At 45.6% G+C, this 18790-nt stretch carries 13 protein-coding genes; 12 read left to right on the forward strand and 1 reads right to left on the reverse strand.

Going from position 1 to position 18790, the window contains the following annotated elements:
* The first annotated feature begins 13 nt into the window (after positions 1-13).
* The 7 genes from ABWW54_RS00935 to ABWW54_RS00965 all read left to right on the forward strand — a co-directional run bounded on the left by ABWW54_RS00935 (position 14) and on the right by ABWW54_RS00965 (position 8377).
* Entirely contained in the window at positions 14-907 is an 894-nt protein-coding gene (locus ABWW54_RS00935) for an ABC transporter ATP-binding protein (RefSeq protein WP_353409154.1), read from the forward strand.
* Positions 908-1014: 107 nt separating this feature from the next.
* Positions 1015-2727 carry an ABC transporter substrate-binding protein gene (locus ABWW54_RS00940; protein ID WP_353409156.1) on the forward strand — a complete coding sequence of 571 codons (1713 nt, stop codon included), beginning with the start codon at positions 1015-1017 and terminating at the stop codon, positions 2725-2727.
* Between the two features lie 15 nt (positions 2728-2742).
* Entirely contained in the window at positions 2743-3576 is an 834-nt protein-coding gene (locus tag ABWW54_RS00945; protein WP_353409158.1) for a vWA domain-containing protein, read from the forward strand.
* A gap of 59 nt (positions 3577-3635) precedes the next feature.
* A complete protein-coding gene (locus tag ABWW54_RS00950) occupies positions 3636-5201 on the forward strand; it encodes a phosphate ABC transporter substrate-binding/OmpA family protein (RefSeq protein WP_353409160.1) in 1566 nt (521 codons plus the stop codon).
* A gap of 23 nt (positions 5202-5224) precedes the next feature.
* On the forward strand, positions 5225-6016 hold the full coding sequence (locus tag ABWW54_RS00955; protein ID WP_353409162.1) for a hypothetical protein: 792 nt from the start codon (positions 5225-5227) through the stop codon (positions 6014-6016).
* A 90-nt stretch (positions 6017-6106) separates the two neighbouring features.
* Positions 6107-7303, forward strand: coding sequence for a toxic anion resistance protein (locus ABWW54_RS00960; RefSeq protein WP_353409164.1), 1197 nt, complete (start codon positions 6107-6109; stop codon positions 7301-7303).
* A gap of 18 nt (positions 7304-7321) precedes the next feature.
* Positions 7322-8377 (forward strand): putative urea ABC transporter substrate-binding protein, encoded by a 1056-nt coding sequence (locus tag ABWW54_RS00965; RefSeq protein ID WP_353409166.1) that lies wholly within the window; start codon positions 7322-7324, stop codon positions 8375-8377.
* Between the two features lie 118 nt (positions 8378-8495).
* Here the strand turns inward: ABWW54_RS00965 and ABWW54_RS00970 are convergent, their stop codons facing one another.
* Positions 8496-9041 carry a TFIIB-type zinc ribbon-containing protein gene (locus ABWW54_RS00970; RefSeq protein ID WP_353409168.1) on the reverse strand — a complete coding sequence of 182 codons (546 nt, stop codon included), beginning with the start codon at positions 9039-9041 and terminating at the stop codon, positions 8496-8498.
* Between the two features lie 89 nt (positions 9042-9130).
* Between ABWW54_RS00970 and ABWW54_RS00975 the strand changes: the two genes are divergently transcribed.
* From ABWW54_RS00975 to ABWW54_RS00995, 5 genes are all read left to right on the forward strand, one after another.
* A complete protein-coding gene (locus tag ABWW54_RS00975) occupies positions 9131-9808 on the forward strand; it encodes a YjfI family protein (RefSeq protein ID WP_353409170.1) in 678 nt (225 codons plus the stop codon).
* Positions 9809-9818: 10 nt separating this feature from the next.
* The gene (locus ABWW54_RS00980) at positions 9819-10505 is read left to right on the forward strand and encodes a PspA/IM30 family protein (RefSeq protein WP_353409172.1); all 687 of its coding nucleotides are present in this window, start codon (positions 9819-9821) and stop codon (positions 10503-10505) included.
* Positions 10506-10519: 14 nt separating this feature from the next.
* Positions 10520-11197, forward strand: coding sequence for a DUF1449 domain-containing protein (locus ABWW54_RS00985; RefSeq protein WP_353409174.1), 678 nt, complete (start codon positions 10520-10522; stop codon positions 11195-11197).
* Between the two features lie 25 nt (positions 11198-11222).
* On the forward strand, positions 11223-13175 hold the full coding sequence (locus ABWW54_RS00990) for a hypothetical protein (RefSeq protein ID WP_353409176.1): 1953 nt from the start codon (positions 11223-11225) through the stop codon (positions 13173-13175).
* Between the two features lie 288 nt (positions 13176-13463).
* Positions 13464-18782: a DNA repair ATPase gene (locus tag ABWW54_RS00995; RefSeq protein WP_353409178.1), complete on the forward strand. Its 5319-nt coding sequence runs from the start codon at positions 13464-13466 to the stop codon at positions 18780-18782.
* The last annotated feature ends 8 nt before the right edge of the window (positions 18783-18790 follow it).

Here is an 18790-nt window from a genome sequence, read left to right on the forward strand (position 1 = left end):
ATTAAGACCCCCTATGAAAGACAGCAAAAACATTCTTCGGATTGAAAATCTTTACAAGAGCTATGGCGACAAGCTAATTCTTGACAACGTAGACCTAGCCGTCAACCCTGGAGAGTTTTGCACTCTCGTAGGGCCTAGCGGGTGCGGAAAATCCACCCTACTTAGATTAATCCTCGGCCAAGAAGCAGCAAATAGCGGCTCGCTAAAAATCAATAACAAGCAAGTTAGTTTTCCAGATCAAGATCGAGGCATAGTGTTCCAAAGATACTCACTGTACCCTCAGCTAACCGTATTGCAAAATGTACTATTGGGTAAGAACCTAACCAAACAGAAGTGGTATCTACCCTGGTTTAAAAACGACAGCGATACCGAGGAAGCCATGCGCTACTTGGACATACTTCGACTGTCAGACGCCGCTCACAAACATCCTCACGAGCTCTCCGGAGGAATGCAACAGCGTGTGGCAATAGCCCAAGCATTAATCATGAAACCGCCCATTTTACTAATGGATGAACCATTTGGTGCGCTTGACCCAGACACACGAGAAGAATTACAAATTTTCCTGCTAGAGCTATGGGACGCTAAAAAGCTAACGATCTTTTTTGTTACTCACGATCTAGAAGAGGCTTGTTATCTAGGGTCACGAATGCTGGTGCTGTCACAGTACTACCAGGACGATCGGGGAAATGTAGAACGCGGCGCCAAAATTGTCGCCGACTATCAACTGCCCAGCGTTGCGCTTTCGACTGAAATCAAAACAAGTCGCGCGTTTCAAGACCTGATCTCCACCATTCGCTCAGAAGGCTTTGATCCCGAGGTTCAACAACATGTTAAACACTTCAACTTAGAACATCCTGATTCTTTTCAGACGTTGTTAAACGAAGAATATGCACGCTCAATCCCTTGAGATGTGATCTTGAAAATTGTCTAATTGACCTTAAATAAAGTATTCGGGAGTCATTGAGATCTCCTTCGACTACTCTACCATTCGCACAACCAAGGGAACCAATAAGAATGAAACGCTTATTCGCTTTTAGCATTGCGCTGTTGTCTGTGACTTCTCAAGTCTCTTTTTCCAAACCACAATATGTATCGGCAGCTCCTTTAGATCAAGTTGTAAAAACGAGAGCCAAAAACGTAAAAGACGGAACGGTTACGCTGCCTATCATCACCTGGGGTGGCGACATAGCAACTATCCACGCAAACGGGAATAAGAAGACCACCGCTTCTGGATCCATCTTCGACAAAAACAATGTGCGCGTAACGCTCAAGAGACAAGATGTGTTCACCGAACAATTGGAACAATTTATAGGCGGCGATACCCCCTACCTTCGAGGCACGCTCGGCATGATAAACGCCGCGAGTGACCTACTAAATCGTGATAAACGAACCAAACCGGTGGTTATTTATCAATTGACTTGGTCGGCTGGCGGAGACGCTCTTGTGGTGAAAGACAACATCAAATCCGCAAAGGACCTCCGCGGCAAAACCATTGCCCTACAAGCCTACGGTCCTCATGTTGACTACTTGGCTAAAATATTGAACGACGCAGGCCTTTCGTTGAATGACGTATCAATTAAGTGGCTATCAGACTTAACGGGGACCGACAATTCTCCGATGAACGCATTGTACGAAAATAATATCGATGCCGCCTTCGTGATCATTCCAGATGCATTGGCGCTGACATCCGGTGGAAATGTGGGCACCGGCGCGGAAGATTCGGTTAAGGGGGCAAAAATCCTCCTTTCCACAAAAACCGCCAATAGAGTGATCTCAGACGTCTACGCCGTTAGGTCCGACTATCTAAATGCCAACAAAGAAGAAGTAAGTAGATTGGTAAGATCATTAATTCAGGCCCAAGAATCTGTCGCCTCAGTTGTCAAAAGCAAGCGCTCAAACTCATCCCAATACCAACGCCTGATGAGAGCCTCAGCTGAGATGCTGTTGGACAGCCCACAAGCCATCGGCGACGCTGAAGGTCTGTACGCAGACGCTGAATTTACTCGCTTCGAAGACAACATTAAATTCTTCCAAGATGCTCGCTACCCTCGAAACTTCGAACGCCTGAATAAGGAGATACAAAACGGATTGAGCAGCATCAGCCTGATTACAGGTCGCTCCACGCTAGGCCATGCCGACTGGGACTTTAATGCGCTACGTAAAGGTTTAACGATCGCTAAAAAGGCAGAGGCTCCCCGCTTCAATGAGCGAGAGGTTGCCAAGGTAGTAACGAAAAAACAACAACAAGGGGCACTCAAAGACGGTGAGCTTTTCAGTTTCGAGGTGTTTTTCAAACCGAACCAACAAGTGTTTACCGAAAGCCTATACAGCGATGCGTTTGATAAAGTCATGAGCCTAGCATCGACTTACGGTGGCGCCATCATTACGGTGGAAGGACACTCCGACCCGATGGGCTACTTAAGAAAGAAAAAGGAAAACCAACCCGCAGTTGTACTGGGTAGGATAAAGCAATCAGCCAAGAACTTGAGTGTCAGTCGTGCGCAACAAGTAAGAGACAATCTAATAAGCTACTCTAAACGCAATGGCGTTAGCATTGATAGCAGTCAATTTGCGGTCGTTGGCCACGGCATCGCTCAACCCAAAACAGGGGTCTGTAATGGGCAGCCTTGCGCACCCAAGACAGAAACGGAATGGCGCTCAAACATGCGAGTGGAGTTTCGCATCATTCAAGTTGAAGCTGAAGCTGACGTCTTTTCACCACTATAGAGCAGGGAGCCATCTATGAAAGCATCGAGTGTTATCGGGTATGCCATTCTCGCGGCAGCGGCCATATACTATTTTGGCGACGACTCAGGGAATTCATCAAACACCAGCAACCAGACCAACAGTTCTGGTAACACCTCGGGCATCGGTAGTAGCGAACGCTATGCCGAGCAGCGTTCGAGCACAGGGTCGGCCTATGGACTCAGGGCCACCGACAATAGTTGGCCTACACTCGGCGAAAGTACCGAGGCAATTGCAGCTAACCTGACGAGCAAAAACTATTACGTTGTTTTTGATGGCTCTGGGAGCATGGCAAAACAAGGCTGCTCAGGCTCACGATCAAAACTAAGCGTGGCTAGAGACTCACTCGCAAGTTTTGCAAAGAGCATTCCTAGTGATGCCAATATCGGCCTATTTATATTTGACGGCAATGGTCGAAACGAACGAATACCATTGGGCACGGGAAACAGAGACTCATTCATTGACGCCATTAATAGCACTCGTGCAGATGGCGGAACACCTCTCAAATCCGCAATAAACATTGGCTACTTAGCACTCGAAGCACAAGCAAAACGTCAATTAGGGTACGGCGAATACAATCTTGTGGTTGTGACTGATGGGAAAGCGTCTTCAGAAAAAGAGACGCCACACTCTGCAGTTGAAAGAGTTTTGGAGAAGTCTCCGGTGGTCATTCATACGGTCGGTTTTTGCATCGACAGCCGCCACTCGTTAAACCAACCAGGGAAAACGTATTACAAACAAGCCAACGACGCAAACAGCCTAACTAAAGGCCTGTCTGAAGTGCTTGCTGAATCCCCCTCATTTGACGCCGACACCTTCTCAACGAACTAAGCAGCCTTTCAGAGCACATTTTGAGACTAATATAAAAACACATCGAGACATTCATCGTTATGGGTAAGCACGTAAAAATAGCGTCCATATTTCTGTTTATCGGAATAGTTGCGATCGTTGGCAGCAAATTCGTACTGCCCATTGTCGGTGATTACCTGCAGACGGATTCTTCTGACGCAAAAGGCACCAAGGGTAGAATCACAATCGGTTATGACAACTGGGTTGGGTACTTCCCGTTGTGCTCTCCAGAAATGAAGAAACGCATGCGCCAGAGTGGCTACTTACTCAATTGCATAGACGATGGCGCAAACTATGTAGAACGCTATGCGAAGTTAGCCAGCGGAGAATACAATTTTGCTGTTGGCACCGTCGACAGCTACATTGTAAATGGCGCTGACAAAGACTATCCAGGCGTTATTACCGCGGTCTTGGACGAATCGAAAGGCGGAGACGCGATCGTCGCTTGGTCAGATAAGATCACATCACTTGATGACTTCAAATCGAACGAGAACCTTAGCATTGCACTAACGCCTGATTCCCCCAGCGAGCACTTACTAAAGTCTGTAGCCGTGCACTTTGATATACAAAACTTACGCAAAGACGGCGCCTGGCTAAAGGAAACAGACGGTTCATCTGCAGCGCTGAAGGCGTTTTCCAATAAAGAGGTTCAAGCCGCGGTATTGTGGGAGCCCGACGTTTCACGAGCCTTAAGTCTAAAGGGTGTGAAACGAATTCTGAGCACGAAAGACACTCGTCAACTTATTGTGGATATATTGATCACCAACCGACGGTATTCTCAGAAAAATCCTGAGGTAGTCGAGCTATTACTGAAGAACTATTTTAGAACACTAAAATACTATCGCGATGATAATGACAAACTCATTAACGATATATCAAAGAGCACCGGGCTTGAAAAAAGCGCTGTGGAAAACCTATTAAATGGCGTAAGTTGGTCTACGCTGACGGACAATGTTCGCAGATGGTACGGAACATTGTCACGTTCGCTCTCTGAGGAAGCGCTCATAGACACCATCGAATCGACCATCGAAATTCTTACCAATTATGGAGACATAGATCGCAATCCGATTCCGAATCAAGATCCATACCGCATAACTAACAGCGAATTCGTTAACGAGCTCTACAAAAAAAATGGTCTCGGAGGGGCATTTGGTGATGCCAATAAAAACTTAGTCAGCAACGATGAAAGTCTGCTGAGTGACTTTGATACACTCAGCACAAAAGAGTGGGACCGACTTAGTGAAATTGGAACACTGAAAGTCAGACCCATCGTGTTTACCAGTGGCACCTATCTATTAACGCTCGAAGGCAAAGGCCAAGTTGACCAAGCCATAGAAAACCTAAAGCACTACCCTAATTACCGACTCGAAATTCGAGGCCACACAGGCTTACGCGGAGACAAAAAAGTTAATATCGAACTGAGCTCTGACCGAGCCGATTCAGTGAAAAGGTACATAAATACGACCTACAACGTCGATAAGGACCGAATGCGAGCCATTGGGTTTGGCGGACAAAGACCCCTTAAAAAACAATCGGGAGAATCGTCTCGAGCCTACAACTACAGGTTACCCAGAGTCGAAATCGTTCTGGTTGCACAAGAGCTATAAGTCAATTTCTATGAGCACACACCGTGAACGATCTTAAAGAAATATCCAAATCAGCCGTTCGTAAAGCTGTTTTAGGAAAATCAGCGCAACAGGCAACGGCAGTTTATCCAACCGCAATAGCCATGCTAGGTGGCGTGTCTGCCGTTGCGTTCGGATTGAACATATTCACCTTAGGCGCAATAGGCGCAGGCTTAGCGATGGGTGCAAGCGGGTTTATAGGCAACTATTTTTTAAATAAAGATAAGTACGCCACGCACTATATTTCGGGCGTCAGGAACAAACTAGTAAGCAAACGAAACAAACTTCTAGAAGGATTGGAAGGCGAGCTAAGCACGCTGGGCGAGCACCGAGGCGTGCTCCAGATAGATAAATTTAAAAGCAAGTATCACAACTTAACGGCAATTTTGGGGAAACGTCTAAACAAGAACGAGATAACGTATATGCGCTATCTAACCATCGCTGAACAGGTGTTTTTAGGCGGCATAGATAACCTTGAAAACATTTGCCTGGTTTTAAGAAGCATAAGCACCATTGATGTTGACAATATTGAGTGGCAACTCAAAAGCGCAAGAGATCAAGACAATCAAGAACTACAAAGCACACTAAATCAGAGATTGACCCTTCGCCAAGAACAACTGGATCGAGCCGATGCCTTGCTCGCCCAGAATGACAAAGCGCTGACTCAACTGGATCATGTGACGACAAAACTTGCAAACACAAAAACAGAGGCTGGCCACGCCGTCATGGATATAGATGACGCAATGTCTGAACTCAGCAGCCTGATAAAGAGGTCAGATAAATACGCCATCGAATAAAACCTGGAGTCCGTACATAGTGATTACGGCAACCCCTTATCGATGCCCAACTACCCAACCACTAATACTTAGTAACAGCAGGAGTAAAATATGAGTGAAACAATTACCAAAACGGAGAACAGCCTAGCACTATTCACGCTGGAGCAAGCAGAAAAAAGCCTGCCTTCTGTTGCACAAAAAGAAGACCAACAGAGCAAGATTGATCCGGCGATAGAGCGACAAGCCGACGAAATGATCGAACGCCTTTTGAGCATTGACCCTAAAGATCTTAGGGCGCAACAGGATCACGCCAGAGCGGTTCAAGCTTTAGGGGAAAATGTCTCAAGAGAGTTGGCACGTAAAAGTGCCATGCTGAAGGAACCTATGCGCAACCTTATGGACGACGCACAAGACGGAAGCTCAGTGGCTAACTCCCTGCTTAATCTACAAGAACAGGTGAGCGACATAAACCCGAACCGGGTTGACTTTGATATGGGCAGTATTCGACGACTATTATCTATGCTTCCAGGCATCGGCACGCCCTTAAGCCGATGGTTTGCACGATACCAATCGGTAGAAAACGTTCTTGAAGATATAATAAACAGCCTCCGAGATGGTCGCTCACAGCTCGAGCGGGACAACGTCACCCTCTCGCAAGACCAAATTGAGATGCGTGAACTCACCTTCAAGCTTCACGACTACATCGCTTATGGCCACATTATGGACCAAAAGCTAACAACGACCCTTGAAAGCGGTAAAGTTCCCGAAGACAGAAAACTGTTTCTCCAAGACGAAGTGCTCTTTCCATTAAAGCAGCGCATCATCGATTTACAGCAACAACTAGCCGTTAATCAGCAGGGGGTGCTAACCACGGAAACCATCGTTCGAAACAATCGAGAGCTGATACGCGGTGTCGACCGATCGCTCAATGTCACGGTTACTGCTCTACAAACCGCAGCAACGCTTGCCGTTGCGCTACAGCATCAGAAACAAGTTCTCAAAGGCGTGAAAGCCGTCAGTGATACGACCAATGAGCTGATCGTTCAAACTTCGGAGCAACTGAAAACCCAAGGTGTTGAAATACAAAAGCAAGCATCCAGTGCGAGCCTGGACATTGAAAAACTTAAGATTGCATTTGAAAATGTCGATAGCGCGCTCAATGATATCAGCACCTTCAGAAGAGAGGCGTTACCGCACATGGCGCAGTCAATTTTGGAGATGGAGTCCTTAACCACAAAAATGGAAGACTCTATAGTCAAAATGGAAAAAGGCACGCAAGTAAAACAAGAGCTAAGCATCGAGCTTTAAGATACCCGACGGAGAGATATGATGAACATCAAAAAAGGCTTACTATTGATTGCATTAGTGCTATCAACACTGACAACCCACACCAACGCACTCGCAAAAGATTCCTTCAAGGTTGCTTGGTCGCATTACACTGGCTGGGAACCATGGGCTTACGCTGACGAGTCAGGAATTTTAAAAAAGTGGGCTGACAAATACGGCATCGACATAGAGTTAACGCTCATAAACGACTATATCGAATCAATTAACCTTTATACAACAGGCGCCTACGATGCTTGCACCATGACGAACATGGATGCACTCACCATTCCGGCGGTTGGCGGCATCGACAGCACGGCACTCATTGTTGGTGACTTTTCAAATGGCAATGATGGCATAGTCATCAAGAACGGCGAAAGCGTCAAAGACTTGAAAGGCCGTGAAGTACGATTGGTCGAACTTTCTGTCTCACACTACATGCTAGCCAGAGCACTGGACATGAACGGGCTGTCAGAGCGCGACATTACCGTCGTTAACACCTCCGACGCCGATATCGCAGCACTCTTTGTCAGCGACCCCAATGGTGCTGTCGTGACGTGGAATCCGCCTTTGATAGAAACACGCAACGCTAAGGACGCAACATTGGTGTTCGATTCATCTAAAATCGAAGGTGAAATTGTTGATCTGATGGTGGTTAAAACCAACGCCGATGAACGTTTCAAAAAAGCCTTAACAGGCGCTTGGTACGAAACCTTATCCAAGATCGCTGGGCGAGGCAAAACGTCAGAAGAAGCACTTTCATTTATGGCTGAAAATTCGGGCGGAACGGTCGCTGAGTTCAAATCACAGCTCAAAACAACCGCCATGTTTTACTCGGCATCCGACGCCGTCGACTTCACGAAGAGCGACGACCTTAAAAAAACCATGGACGATGTGAGAAACTTCAGCTTCGACAAAGGGCTTTATGGTGCTGATGCTGAAAATGCCGATCTGGTGGGTATCGAATACCCAGATGGAACAATAGCCGGAGATAAAAACAACGTTAAGCTGCGGTTTAACGACACTTTCATGAAACTCGCGGCCGACGAAAAGCTCTAATAAAGACAACCACGTCACAACGGGAGGGGAGCAATAAATTCTTGCGCTCCCCTTTAAGCCGCAACCGCACTACGCCAGTTAAACCAACGCCGGCTGCTTGCACAACACACCTCAAGCTCTATGGTTTATAGGGGTCTTCAGCCATCAGGTAGGCAATCGCCTCGTGCTTATCATCCATGGCGTCCAGCACAGCTCTAAATTCACTTAACGCCGCATAGTGCTCACCAAAGCGCCGAGCGTACAATTCTCTCATCACTTCGCTCGACTCTTGAGCATGAATGTCATGCTGCCAGTGACTAGTAAATAGGTTATTGAGCCTGGTCGCCAGACCTGCGGTTTTCAATAGTTCCCATTCTCCCTTATCCATCCACACCGCGTTCGCTGCAGCACTGAAATCTAAGCGATGCTCAGTGTCCTTTGATATTCGATACTTCGTCATTAAGACACCAGTCTTTGGACACAAGATCGCTGTCGATGTCTCTTCAGCATGAATACCGACGGGTGGGTTGGCAACCAAGTCAATATTTTCGTTATCTTCTTGCCAGCGAAAGTAATCGATCATTCGCAAAAACACGCCACCACACTCATTACAGGCATGACTTGGCAACATGACATCCAAGTACGCCGGACTTAACACTCCTTTCTTACACGCGGTGCAATTCATCTTAATTTCCCATTTATGTTCAATAAGCACAATTATATTACATGTGACATAATTTGACAATTTTACATGTAAGATATATTATTACTTACATGACTAAAAAATCATCAGCAGAATATCAACGTGAATACCGCAGAAGGCTGCGGGATAAAGGTCTAGTCAAAAAGGAAGTTTGGGTGCTCCCAGAGAACTCGAAATTGCTTCATGAAGTAGAAAAGGAGCTGAGAACCCCCATTGTTGGCATCGAAACACAGCCACTAAACCTTGAAACACCCTATTCGCAACACGTTGAAACACCCACAGGAGGGCATAATATGCACAACAAAAACGCGCACCGCTGGACCACTGAAAGCCTTTACGGTGCGTTAAAAGATCGACCAGCATTTAGCAACGGCAGCTGCACCATCGAAATCATTGAGGGCTTAGACTCTTCAATCGTTATAGGTATGCACGAGTACGGCGACCTGCCAATATTCATCAGCGTGGGTGGAGAACAAATACTTGTTGAGGCCGTTTTGTTTTGCGCTGAAGATATTTCTGACACAACCCAATTCAACGAATATGTACTTAAAACTCATAAGTACTTGCCTCTCTCTACCATTAGTCTCGATACCGACGACACTCACGGTGACTACTACCACATGTTTGGCGCTCTAAGTTCAGCATCAAGTATCAACGAAGTAGTATTGGAGGTGGAAACGTTAGCCGAAAATGTTATCCAAGCAACGGAAGCGTTTTCTTGTTTCTTGAAATTCGAAATAGCCAGTTAAGGGGACCCGCATGAACATCTGGTCAAAAATGATTACGGCACTCAAAGGCGGCGTGAATGAGGTTGGAGAAAATGTAATCGACGAACATGCACTGCACATCTTAGACCAAGAGATTCGAGATGCCGCTGAAGACCTCAATCACACGAAAGGCGCACTCGCCAACATCATAGCGAGCCAGAAAGTCGCGGAGGAAACTTCCGCCACACTCAGAACGAAAATTAAGGAGAGCGAAGAACTTGTACTCATCGCCTTACAACAGAAAGATGACGCACTGGCCTTAGAAATATCTGAACGGATCGCTGACTTTGAAAACATTAAGACTGCTCAAAGTGAGTCGATCAAAAAACACAAAGAACAAGCCGACACACTACGTGACACGATTAATGTGGCCGAAATTCAACTTAAAAAACTAAAGCAGCAAACAGAGACCATCAAGGCGACAGAAGCATTGCAGCGAGCCCAGCAATTAGTGGCCAAACGCTACAGTTCTGAAAACCCTCGATTGCGCACAGCGATTGACTCTCTTCAACGAATAAAAGAAAAACAAAGACATACCGAAGCTGAGCTCGCAGCAGATAGAGAGATAGCGCAAGACTCAATGGAAAGTGACTTGGATAGACGATTGCGCGAAGCCGGCATTACGAATGATGCTAGCGCGAAAAAAGTCCTCGATCGGATTAAAAACAAAAAACGATAACCCAGGGGGAAATTATGTTCGCAATCTTTTTACACGAAAACATGAACGCATTTCATCAAATAGTAACCTCATTTCCTACTGCGATATTTACGGTATTACTGATTATCTGCATGCTCTATTGGATTATCGCCGTTCTGGGAATGGTTGACCTGGACGTACTCGATCTGGATTATGACGGTGACATTGATGCGGCCGATTCGACATCTGCTCAAGAGGGAATTGCTGGCCTACTACTGAAATTCGGTTTAGGCGGCGTCCCCTTAACAATTGTGTTGACCTTCATTTCGATTTTTGGCTGGTTGTTTTGTTATTACGGCACCTACCTATTGATCCCGTTGATCCCTACTGCCGCATTAAAAATTGTTGCGAGTATTGGGCTTCTACTGATATCAATTTACGCCTCGGTCATGCTGACATCCTTAGTGATCAGGCCTATTAGAAAGTTATTCTCCAAGCTGGACATTGATGAAACCAAACACATCATAGGTCAAACGGTCAGTGTTCGTTCCGCGATTGTTAACGCTGATCGAGGAGAAGCGCTCCTGAGTGTTGATGGGGTCGACCTTCTACTGAACGTTCGATCAATGGGCGACACAGAATTCAAAAAGAATGACCAAGTAGTTGTCATCGAAAAAATTAACGAAAACAATCTTTACCGCGTAATCGCAAAAAGCGAATTCGACGGCGTATAAAAAACTCAAACAAAGGGAATAGACTATGGCAGATCTAACGGTATACACCCCCATACTAATGGTGGTTGGCTTCATCATTGTTTTTATTATTGGCATATTAATGCTAGTGAAAAAGTTCTACATCAAAGTAGAACAAGGAACCGCTCTGATCATTAATACTTTACGAGCAAAACCGAAGGTGACGTTCACCGGCGGGATGGTTCTCCCGATCATTCATATGAAGGAATTGATGAAGATATCTCTAATCACACTAGAGGTAGACCGACGAGGAAAAGACGGACTGATCTGTAAAGACAATATGCGCGCTGACATCGCGGTTGCATTTTACTTACGTGTTAATGAAACTGAACAAGATGTGTTACGCGTAGCTAAAGCCGTCGGAACACAACGTGCATCTGACACCCAGGCCGTCTATGACCTGTTTGCCGCCAAGTTTTCCGAAGCATTAAAGACCGTTGGAAAGAAGGTCGATTTTGTCGAATTGTTTGAAGACAGGCAACGATTTAGAGACGCCATCGTTGAAGCAATAGGTAGCGACTTAAATGGGTATTCACTGGAAGACGTCGCCATTGACTATTTAGAACAAACGCCAAAGTCGGCATTAGACCCTAACAACATTCTCGACTCTGAAGGGATTCGAAAAATCACTGAGCTTACCGCCGCTCAAAACGTACAAACAAACATCTTTGAAAAAGACGAAGAGCTCGCGATCAAGAAGAAAAACGTCGAAGCTAAAGAAGCAATGCTAGAGTTGGAACGACAACAAGCCGACGCGGAAGCAAAACAAGCGAGAGAAGTCGCTTCCGTTGTAGCAAGGGAAGAGGCCGAAACAGTTAAGGTTCAGGAAGAGGAAAAGCTCAAGGCCGAAACCGCAAAAATTGAAGTTGAAAGAGATCTTTCTATTCAGACCGAGAACCAACAACGAGAAATCGAAATCGCCAACGAAAACCGCCAACGTGCAGTAGCAATCGAAACAGAGAAAGTTGATCGCACAAAACGAATGGAACGCGTACAGAGTGATAGGGAAGTTGAAATATCGAGCATCGAAGCTGAGAAAGACGTAGAGCGCGAAAAGAAAAATATCGCCGACATCATTCGAGAGCGCGTTGCAGTCGATAAAACTGTCGCTATCGAAGAAGAAAAAATCAACGAAGTTAGGGAAGTTTCTGAAGCTGACAGGTTAAAACAGATACAAGTCAAATCCGCGGAAGGTGATGCAGAAGAGAAAAAAGTTCGCGAAGTCAAAGCGGCTGAAGCGGCTGAAATGGCCTCGAAGCATAAGGCTGTGGAGATTACAGTACTTGCTGAAGCGAACCTCGAAGCATCAGAAAAAGAAGCTGCAGCCAAAATAAAATTGGCTGAAGGCGCCCGAGCCGAAGGTGCTGCTCTGGGATTAGCGCAAGCGGAAGTTGTAAAAGCGACCGGCGAGGCTGAGGCAAAAGTGGTGCGAGACAAAGGGGAAGCTCAAGCCTCTGCAGTGCGAGAATTAGGGAAATCTGAAGCTGAAATAATTCAAGCTAAAGGAGAGTCGGAGGCCGATGCGAGCGCGAAAATTGGAACTGCAAAAGCAGATGTAACCCTCGCGCAGTTTAAAGCGGAAGCTGAAGGCTTAACCGACAAATTCGACGCCATGAACACCATGAGTGATGACGCCAGATCCCATGAAGAGTTCCGCATGACGCTGGAGACCGCCTTGAAAGAAACCATGGCATCTATTGAAGCCGGAAAAGTCATCTCGAAAGAAAATGCAGAAGTACTTGCGACCGCTCTCAGAGAAGCAAAAATTGACATTGTTGGAGGTGAGGGACACTTCTTTGACACCTTTGCGAAATCACTTTCTCTAGGAAAAGCGGTAGACGGTTTAACCAACAAAAGCGAAACCGTCCAATCACTAATTGGTCAATTATCAAATTTCTTACCCAGCCCTGACAATCAAGCCTCGCCAAAGAGTGCAGATGAAAAGGAACACAGTTCTTAAAACCATGACCACGCATCTCTCGAATTTGAAATGCGTGGTACGTCAATCGAGGTAGAAGCATGATCAACGATCCAATAGAAATGGCACTAAGATCCATCCAAGCATTCCAAAACCGCGATCAAATGAATGCCAACAAATTTGTAGCGATTTCAGAACGTGACGAAACAACAGACCGAGATGACAGCTCTACTTGAGAAATAAGCAAACGCTAAACTCTAGCTTTTAGCGAATAACCCAGTTAACACTATCGCAGTATCTTCGTACGCTGCCTAAACAGAAGGATAGTAAATGGCCAGTTCTGACAATCAGATTTTAGACAATGCAGTAGCAGAGGCTGGTGCCTATGAGGTTATTCGCACACGTTTAGATGAACAGGGGAAACAGCTAAAAAAACACGCGCAAGACTTAAATAAGGCGCGCCTAGCTGAATTTGGTGGCGTACAAATGGAAGCCATAGGGCGTACTAGAGTCCGCACAGAAAACAACTGTATTGCGCGCGATATAGTGCAGGTGGGAGACGCTTTACTTTTCGGCTACAACGTATTCATTGGGCTGAAAAAGGAAACACGAATCGATGATGTGTTCGCCCTGCTGGAGCTCGATCAAGATTCGGAAGATTTGACCTTAAAAGCCATTGACCTGAAGTCATCTTTTCTCTCAGATTCCAGCTTTAAAAGTGATTTTGAAGAACTGTATCGATACTACAAAGCTGCTCGACTGGTAAAATTAACCACCAAAGACGGCAAGCTATTAGCCGGGTTTCAGGTCGGTGAACGCGCCTCCGACTTACGAGTCTTTCGATGGACAATATCACCCGATGGCACTGACGTTAGTTACATTGACAACCGTGGTGAACGCGACATTCAACTTCCTCAACAATACGACTTCGAGTGGATTGACTCTACACGAGACGATTTTGTTCACGGCAAACACCCTCATGTAAATATAGCGGACCGAATATTTGTTGAGACGATTGGTGGTGATTTAACGGTCAAGATTGAAGATAACACGGAAGATGGGTTAGGCATTTACTCTGAACCAGTAGAGGAGAAAAACCAATCGTTAGATGACGCAGACGTTTCCTACGCCATGGTAGGCGACCTGATCTTGTTAGCAATCAGGCCCTACAAAGAGAACGACACTCGCTACCTTGTATTTAATACACTTACCGAAGACGTACATCGAATCGACGCATTGGGGCAATCTTGTGTTCAATTGCCAGAAGATCACGGAATTATTTTTCCAGGCGGGGTCTACCTTCAAACTGGTGAATCCAAATCGTTCCCAGACGAGGTCAAAGGCCTTCAATTTAAACGTACAATTCGATCGCCTAATGGTGAAGACGTACTGTATATATTTTATGAGCCCATCGAGGGAAAGTTTGCTCTGTTTAGCTACAACCTAATAACTAAAAGTCTACAAAACCCAATTTACAGCAACGGTTACGCATTGCGCGGCGACGGGAAACTCGTCATATTCTCGGCTGAGCACGAACCAACTCGCGTGCATCCAATGCAGGTATGGCAAACATCCTACATCAGTGCAGAATTCGCAAGCCAACAACCTGAAAGCTCAACCGAACTAGGAAAAATAGGCAACTCAGAATTAGTAAGGGGCGTATCGGATTTATACTCCATATACGCGCAAATAGAAAACAAAGAAGTTTCGATGCGCCACTACGAAGAGTTAAACCGTGCGGCAAAACGCGTTTTTGATTCACACTATTGGCTTGAAAACCCCAATAACAAAACGATCGCCAGCACCCTACACGACATTGCTTCTACATCAGAACTTGTTATCGATGAATTCGAAAAAGTTCAGAGCATTCAGCAACAATCATCACAGGCACTTGCTGACGCAAAAAAAGAGCAACAAGCGCTAATCAGTAGAATAACAACGACTACCTGGGAGACGGCCGAGCAGTTCGTCTCAACCATTTCCGAACTAAGGAAACAGCGAGGACATTTAGCGACCATCAAGTCCTATCGGTACATCGACGTACACGAGCTCGAATCACTATCTAAAGAACTGATTGACAATGAAGACGTACTTGGCCAGCAAACCGTTATATTTCTGAGTAATGAAGCGTCTCTAGAGTCATATCATTCACGGACACTGGAATTCACAGAATCCATCGACATCGCTCAATCTAACGCCGATATAAAGCCTGTATTAGATCGCATTAGTGATACCACCGCACAACTTGATCTATTGTCGGAACTGATCACAACGTTAGACATCGAAGACACAACCGTTCGAACTCGTATTGTTGACACCATTTCAGAGGTCTACGCCAAGCTTAACCAGACAAAGGCAAAAGGCGCTCAAAAGCAAAAAGGGCTGGGTTCTGAAGAAGCCATCGCACAGTTTTCGGCGCAGTTCAAACTGTTCTCTCAAAGTATCACAAATGCATTAAGCGCTGCCAACACACCAGAAAAGTGTGACGATCAACTTGCGAAACTATTGGTTCAATTAGAGGACCTTGAGAGTCAGTTTTCAGAGTTTGATCAATTTCTCTCTGACATTATGGAGAAGCGCGAAGAAATATATGATTCCTTTGAGGCCCACAAACAAAGTCTAATTGAGGCTCAACAACGACGAGCTCAAACACTCTCGGACTCCGCTTCTCGGATTTTAAAAAGTATTGAGAAACGATCGCTTAAGTTATCAAGTAACGACGAGCTGAATACCTATTTCGCATCGGACGCGTTAGTAATGAAAATCTCTGATTTGGTTGGCCAACTCAGAGACCTAAACTCTGAAGTCGCTGCCGATGACATCGACTCTCGCTTTAAAGCCTTAAAAGAACAAGCAATTCGATCTTTGCGTGACAAGAGCGACATTTATGAAGACGGCGGCAAGGTTATCAAGCTTGGAACGAAGCATAAATTCAGCGTGAATCAGCAAGACCTTGATCTTACGATTATCCCTCGCGACAACAAGTTGTTCTTCCATTTAATCGGTACGAATTACTACGAAGAAGTCTGCAACCCAACTCTGTCCAAAGCAAAAGAGTACTGGTCGATGTCTCTTGAGTCGGAAACCGACACGGTCTATCGAGCCGAGTATTTAGCCTATCAAGTTCTCGAATCGGCGAAACGCGAAGAACAAAACCTTAACCTTAAGTCACTCGCGCACGGCATTAATGAGCCTGAAAGCCTAGTGAAGCTGATTCGTGACTACTCTACCCCACTCTATAAGCAAGGCTACCAAAAAGGGATACACGATCATGATGCCGCTCAAATACTACAGTCGCTTATTCCAGTCTTGCAGGATGCAGGCCTGTTAATCTACGACCCTTCGTCGCGCGCGCTTGCTCAGCTTTTTTACATGAACCTGCCATTACTTGAAGCTGAACATTCTTCACTAAAGACCGAATGGCGCCAAAGGGCGACTTCAGCCCTTGAACTTCGCAAGCTATTTGCGGATGACAAAGCGCTTTCCTTGCTTGCTAATGACATAGGAAGAAAAATCGAGGGCTTCGCAGAAAAAATCAATCTCGATGCGACCAAACAATCACTTGAGCGCTCAGCGAGTTATTTGGCCGAACAACTGGCAACAACTAACCGCGACAATAACGCATTTGTTCAAAGCCGGTACGCAGCCGAATTAATGTCGTCGTTCGAAAGAAGCCTTGATTCCAATGCCCTAGAATCATTTAAGCAATCCATTCACAACCTTAAAGAACAACCTAGACAACAATACGCGTTAGCGACGGCTTGGCTTGAGGCCCTAGCACACCGAAAGGAGATGACATCACTAAAACGTTACATCCCTGAGACTGCGGTCAACCTAATTGGCGGGCTAAACCTCTTTAAAAATTCGGTAAAACTCGACCAAACCGTGGATCAGCTTTTAGGGGAACATCCGAGACTTGAAAATCAAACGCTGACCATCAGTGCTGATGAGTTCATGCAAAGAATGCATCAACACCACAACGTGACGATTCCAAACTACCAAGCCTACTTAGAGCTAAGAAGTCACGTTATGAACGAAGAACGAGTGGCATTAAAGCTCAACTCATTTAAGGCTAGGCCATTAAGCTCATTTGTTCGAAACAGACTTGTGAATGAATCCTATCTGCCAATTATAGGAGATAACCTAGCAAAGCAAATGGGCACAATCGGTGAGTCTAAGAGAACAGACTTAATGGGATTACTCATGATGATTTCCCCCCCAGGCTACGGAAAAACCACATTAATGGAATATGTGGCGAACCGTTTGGGGCTAATTTTCATGAAAATAAATTGCCCTGCCCTAGGCCACGATGTGACCTCGCTAGACCCAGAGCAAGCACCCAACTCGACCGCCAAGCAAGAACTGGAAAAAATCAACCTAGCTTTTGAAATGGGTAACAACGTGATGCTCTACCTAGATGACATCCAACACACGCACCCAGAGTTTTTACAAAAGTACATATCACTCTGTGATGGAACGCGACGTATAGAAGGAATATGGCGCAATGAGTCAAAAACGTACGACATGCGCGGCAAGAAGTTTTGTGTCGTAATGGCTGGTAACCCGTACACTGAATCCGGCGAGGTGTTTAAAGTCCCGGATATGCTGGCTAACAGAGCTGACATCTATAATCTTGGCGATATTTTAGGTGGCATGGAGGAACAGTTTTCTCTTAGCTATATTGAAAACGCATTAACATCTAATCCAGTACTGGCACCACTTGCCACACGTGACATGCAAGACGTTTACCATTTAATCAAAATGGCTCAAGGGGAAACTGTCGCAAGCACTGACTTAAGTCATCAGTATAGCGGTGCCGAAATCAATGAAATTGTAACGGTGCTAAAGAAGCTGTTTGTGATTCAAAAACTCATATTTAAAGTAAATCAACAGTACATTGCATCTGCCGCGCAGGATGATCGCTATCGCACCGAGCCCGCGTTTAAATTGCAAGGCAGTTACAGAAACATGAACAAAATGGCTGAGAAAGTCTCAGGAGTCATGAATCAGTCCGAGCTTTCGCAGCTCATTGATGATCACTACTTAGGTGAGTCGCAATTATTAACCAAGGGAACCGAAGAAAACCTACTAAAACTTGGCGAGCTCAGAGGCTCCTTAAGTAAAAGTGAGCAAACACGCTGGCAAAAAATGAAGGAGGACTTTTCAAGAAGCAATGCGCTCGGTGGCGACGACGCCGACAGTGGGCTTCGGATCGCAAACCAGATGATGGATATAGTGCAAAGCCTCAACCAATTGAACTCCGCATTATCCGAAGGACAAGCCAATGAACGTCATGCTCAAGATTCCGCCAATGACAGAGAAGCTCGCTGGCACCTTGAGCAAAGTCAACAAATGGCACAACTTGCCAGGTCAATTTCTGCAATAGCCAAATCTTTTGAACACAGATCTCCTCCCGTTGTGGAAGTTGTAAACCAACCTTCGCCACAAATGGTGGACACCCTCGATACGATGGCCAATGCAATGGAAAACAGTATTAAACCTTTGATACTAAGCATGGAAAAGAAAATGGACATCGATTTGAGGACGCTTGAAAATATCACCGAGCTGGGACAGCGCGTTGATCAAGTTAAAGAGTCAATTACAAAAGCAGCAACGAAGAAAGCAAAATCGCGCACGCAGAAGCCCTAACCCCTTCC

The sequence above is a fragment of the Arenicella sp. 4NH20-0111 genome (assembly GCF_040366405.1).
Classification (GTDB): Bacteria; Pseudomonadota; Gammaproteobacteria; order Arenicellales; family Arenicellaceae; genus Arenicella.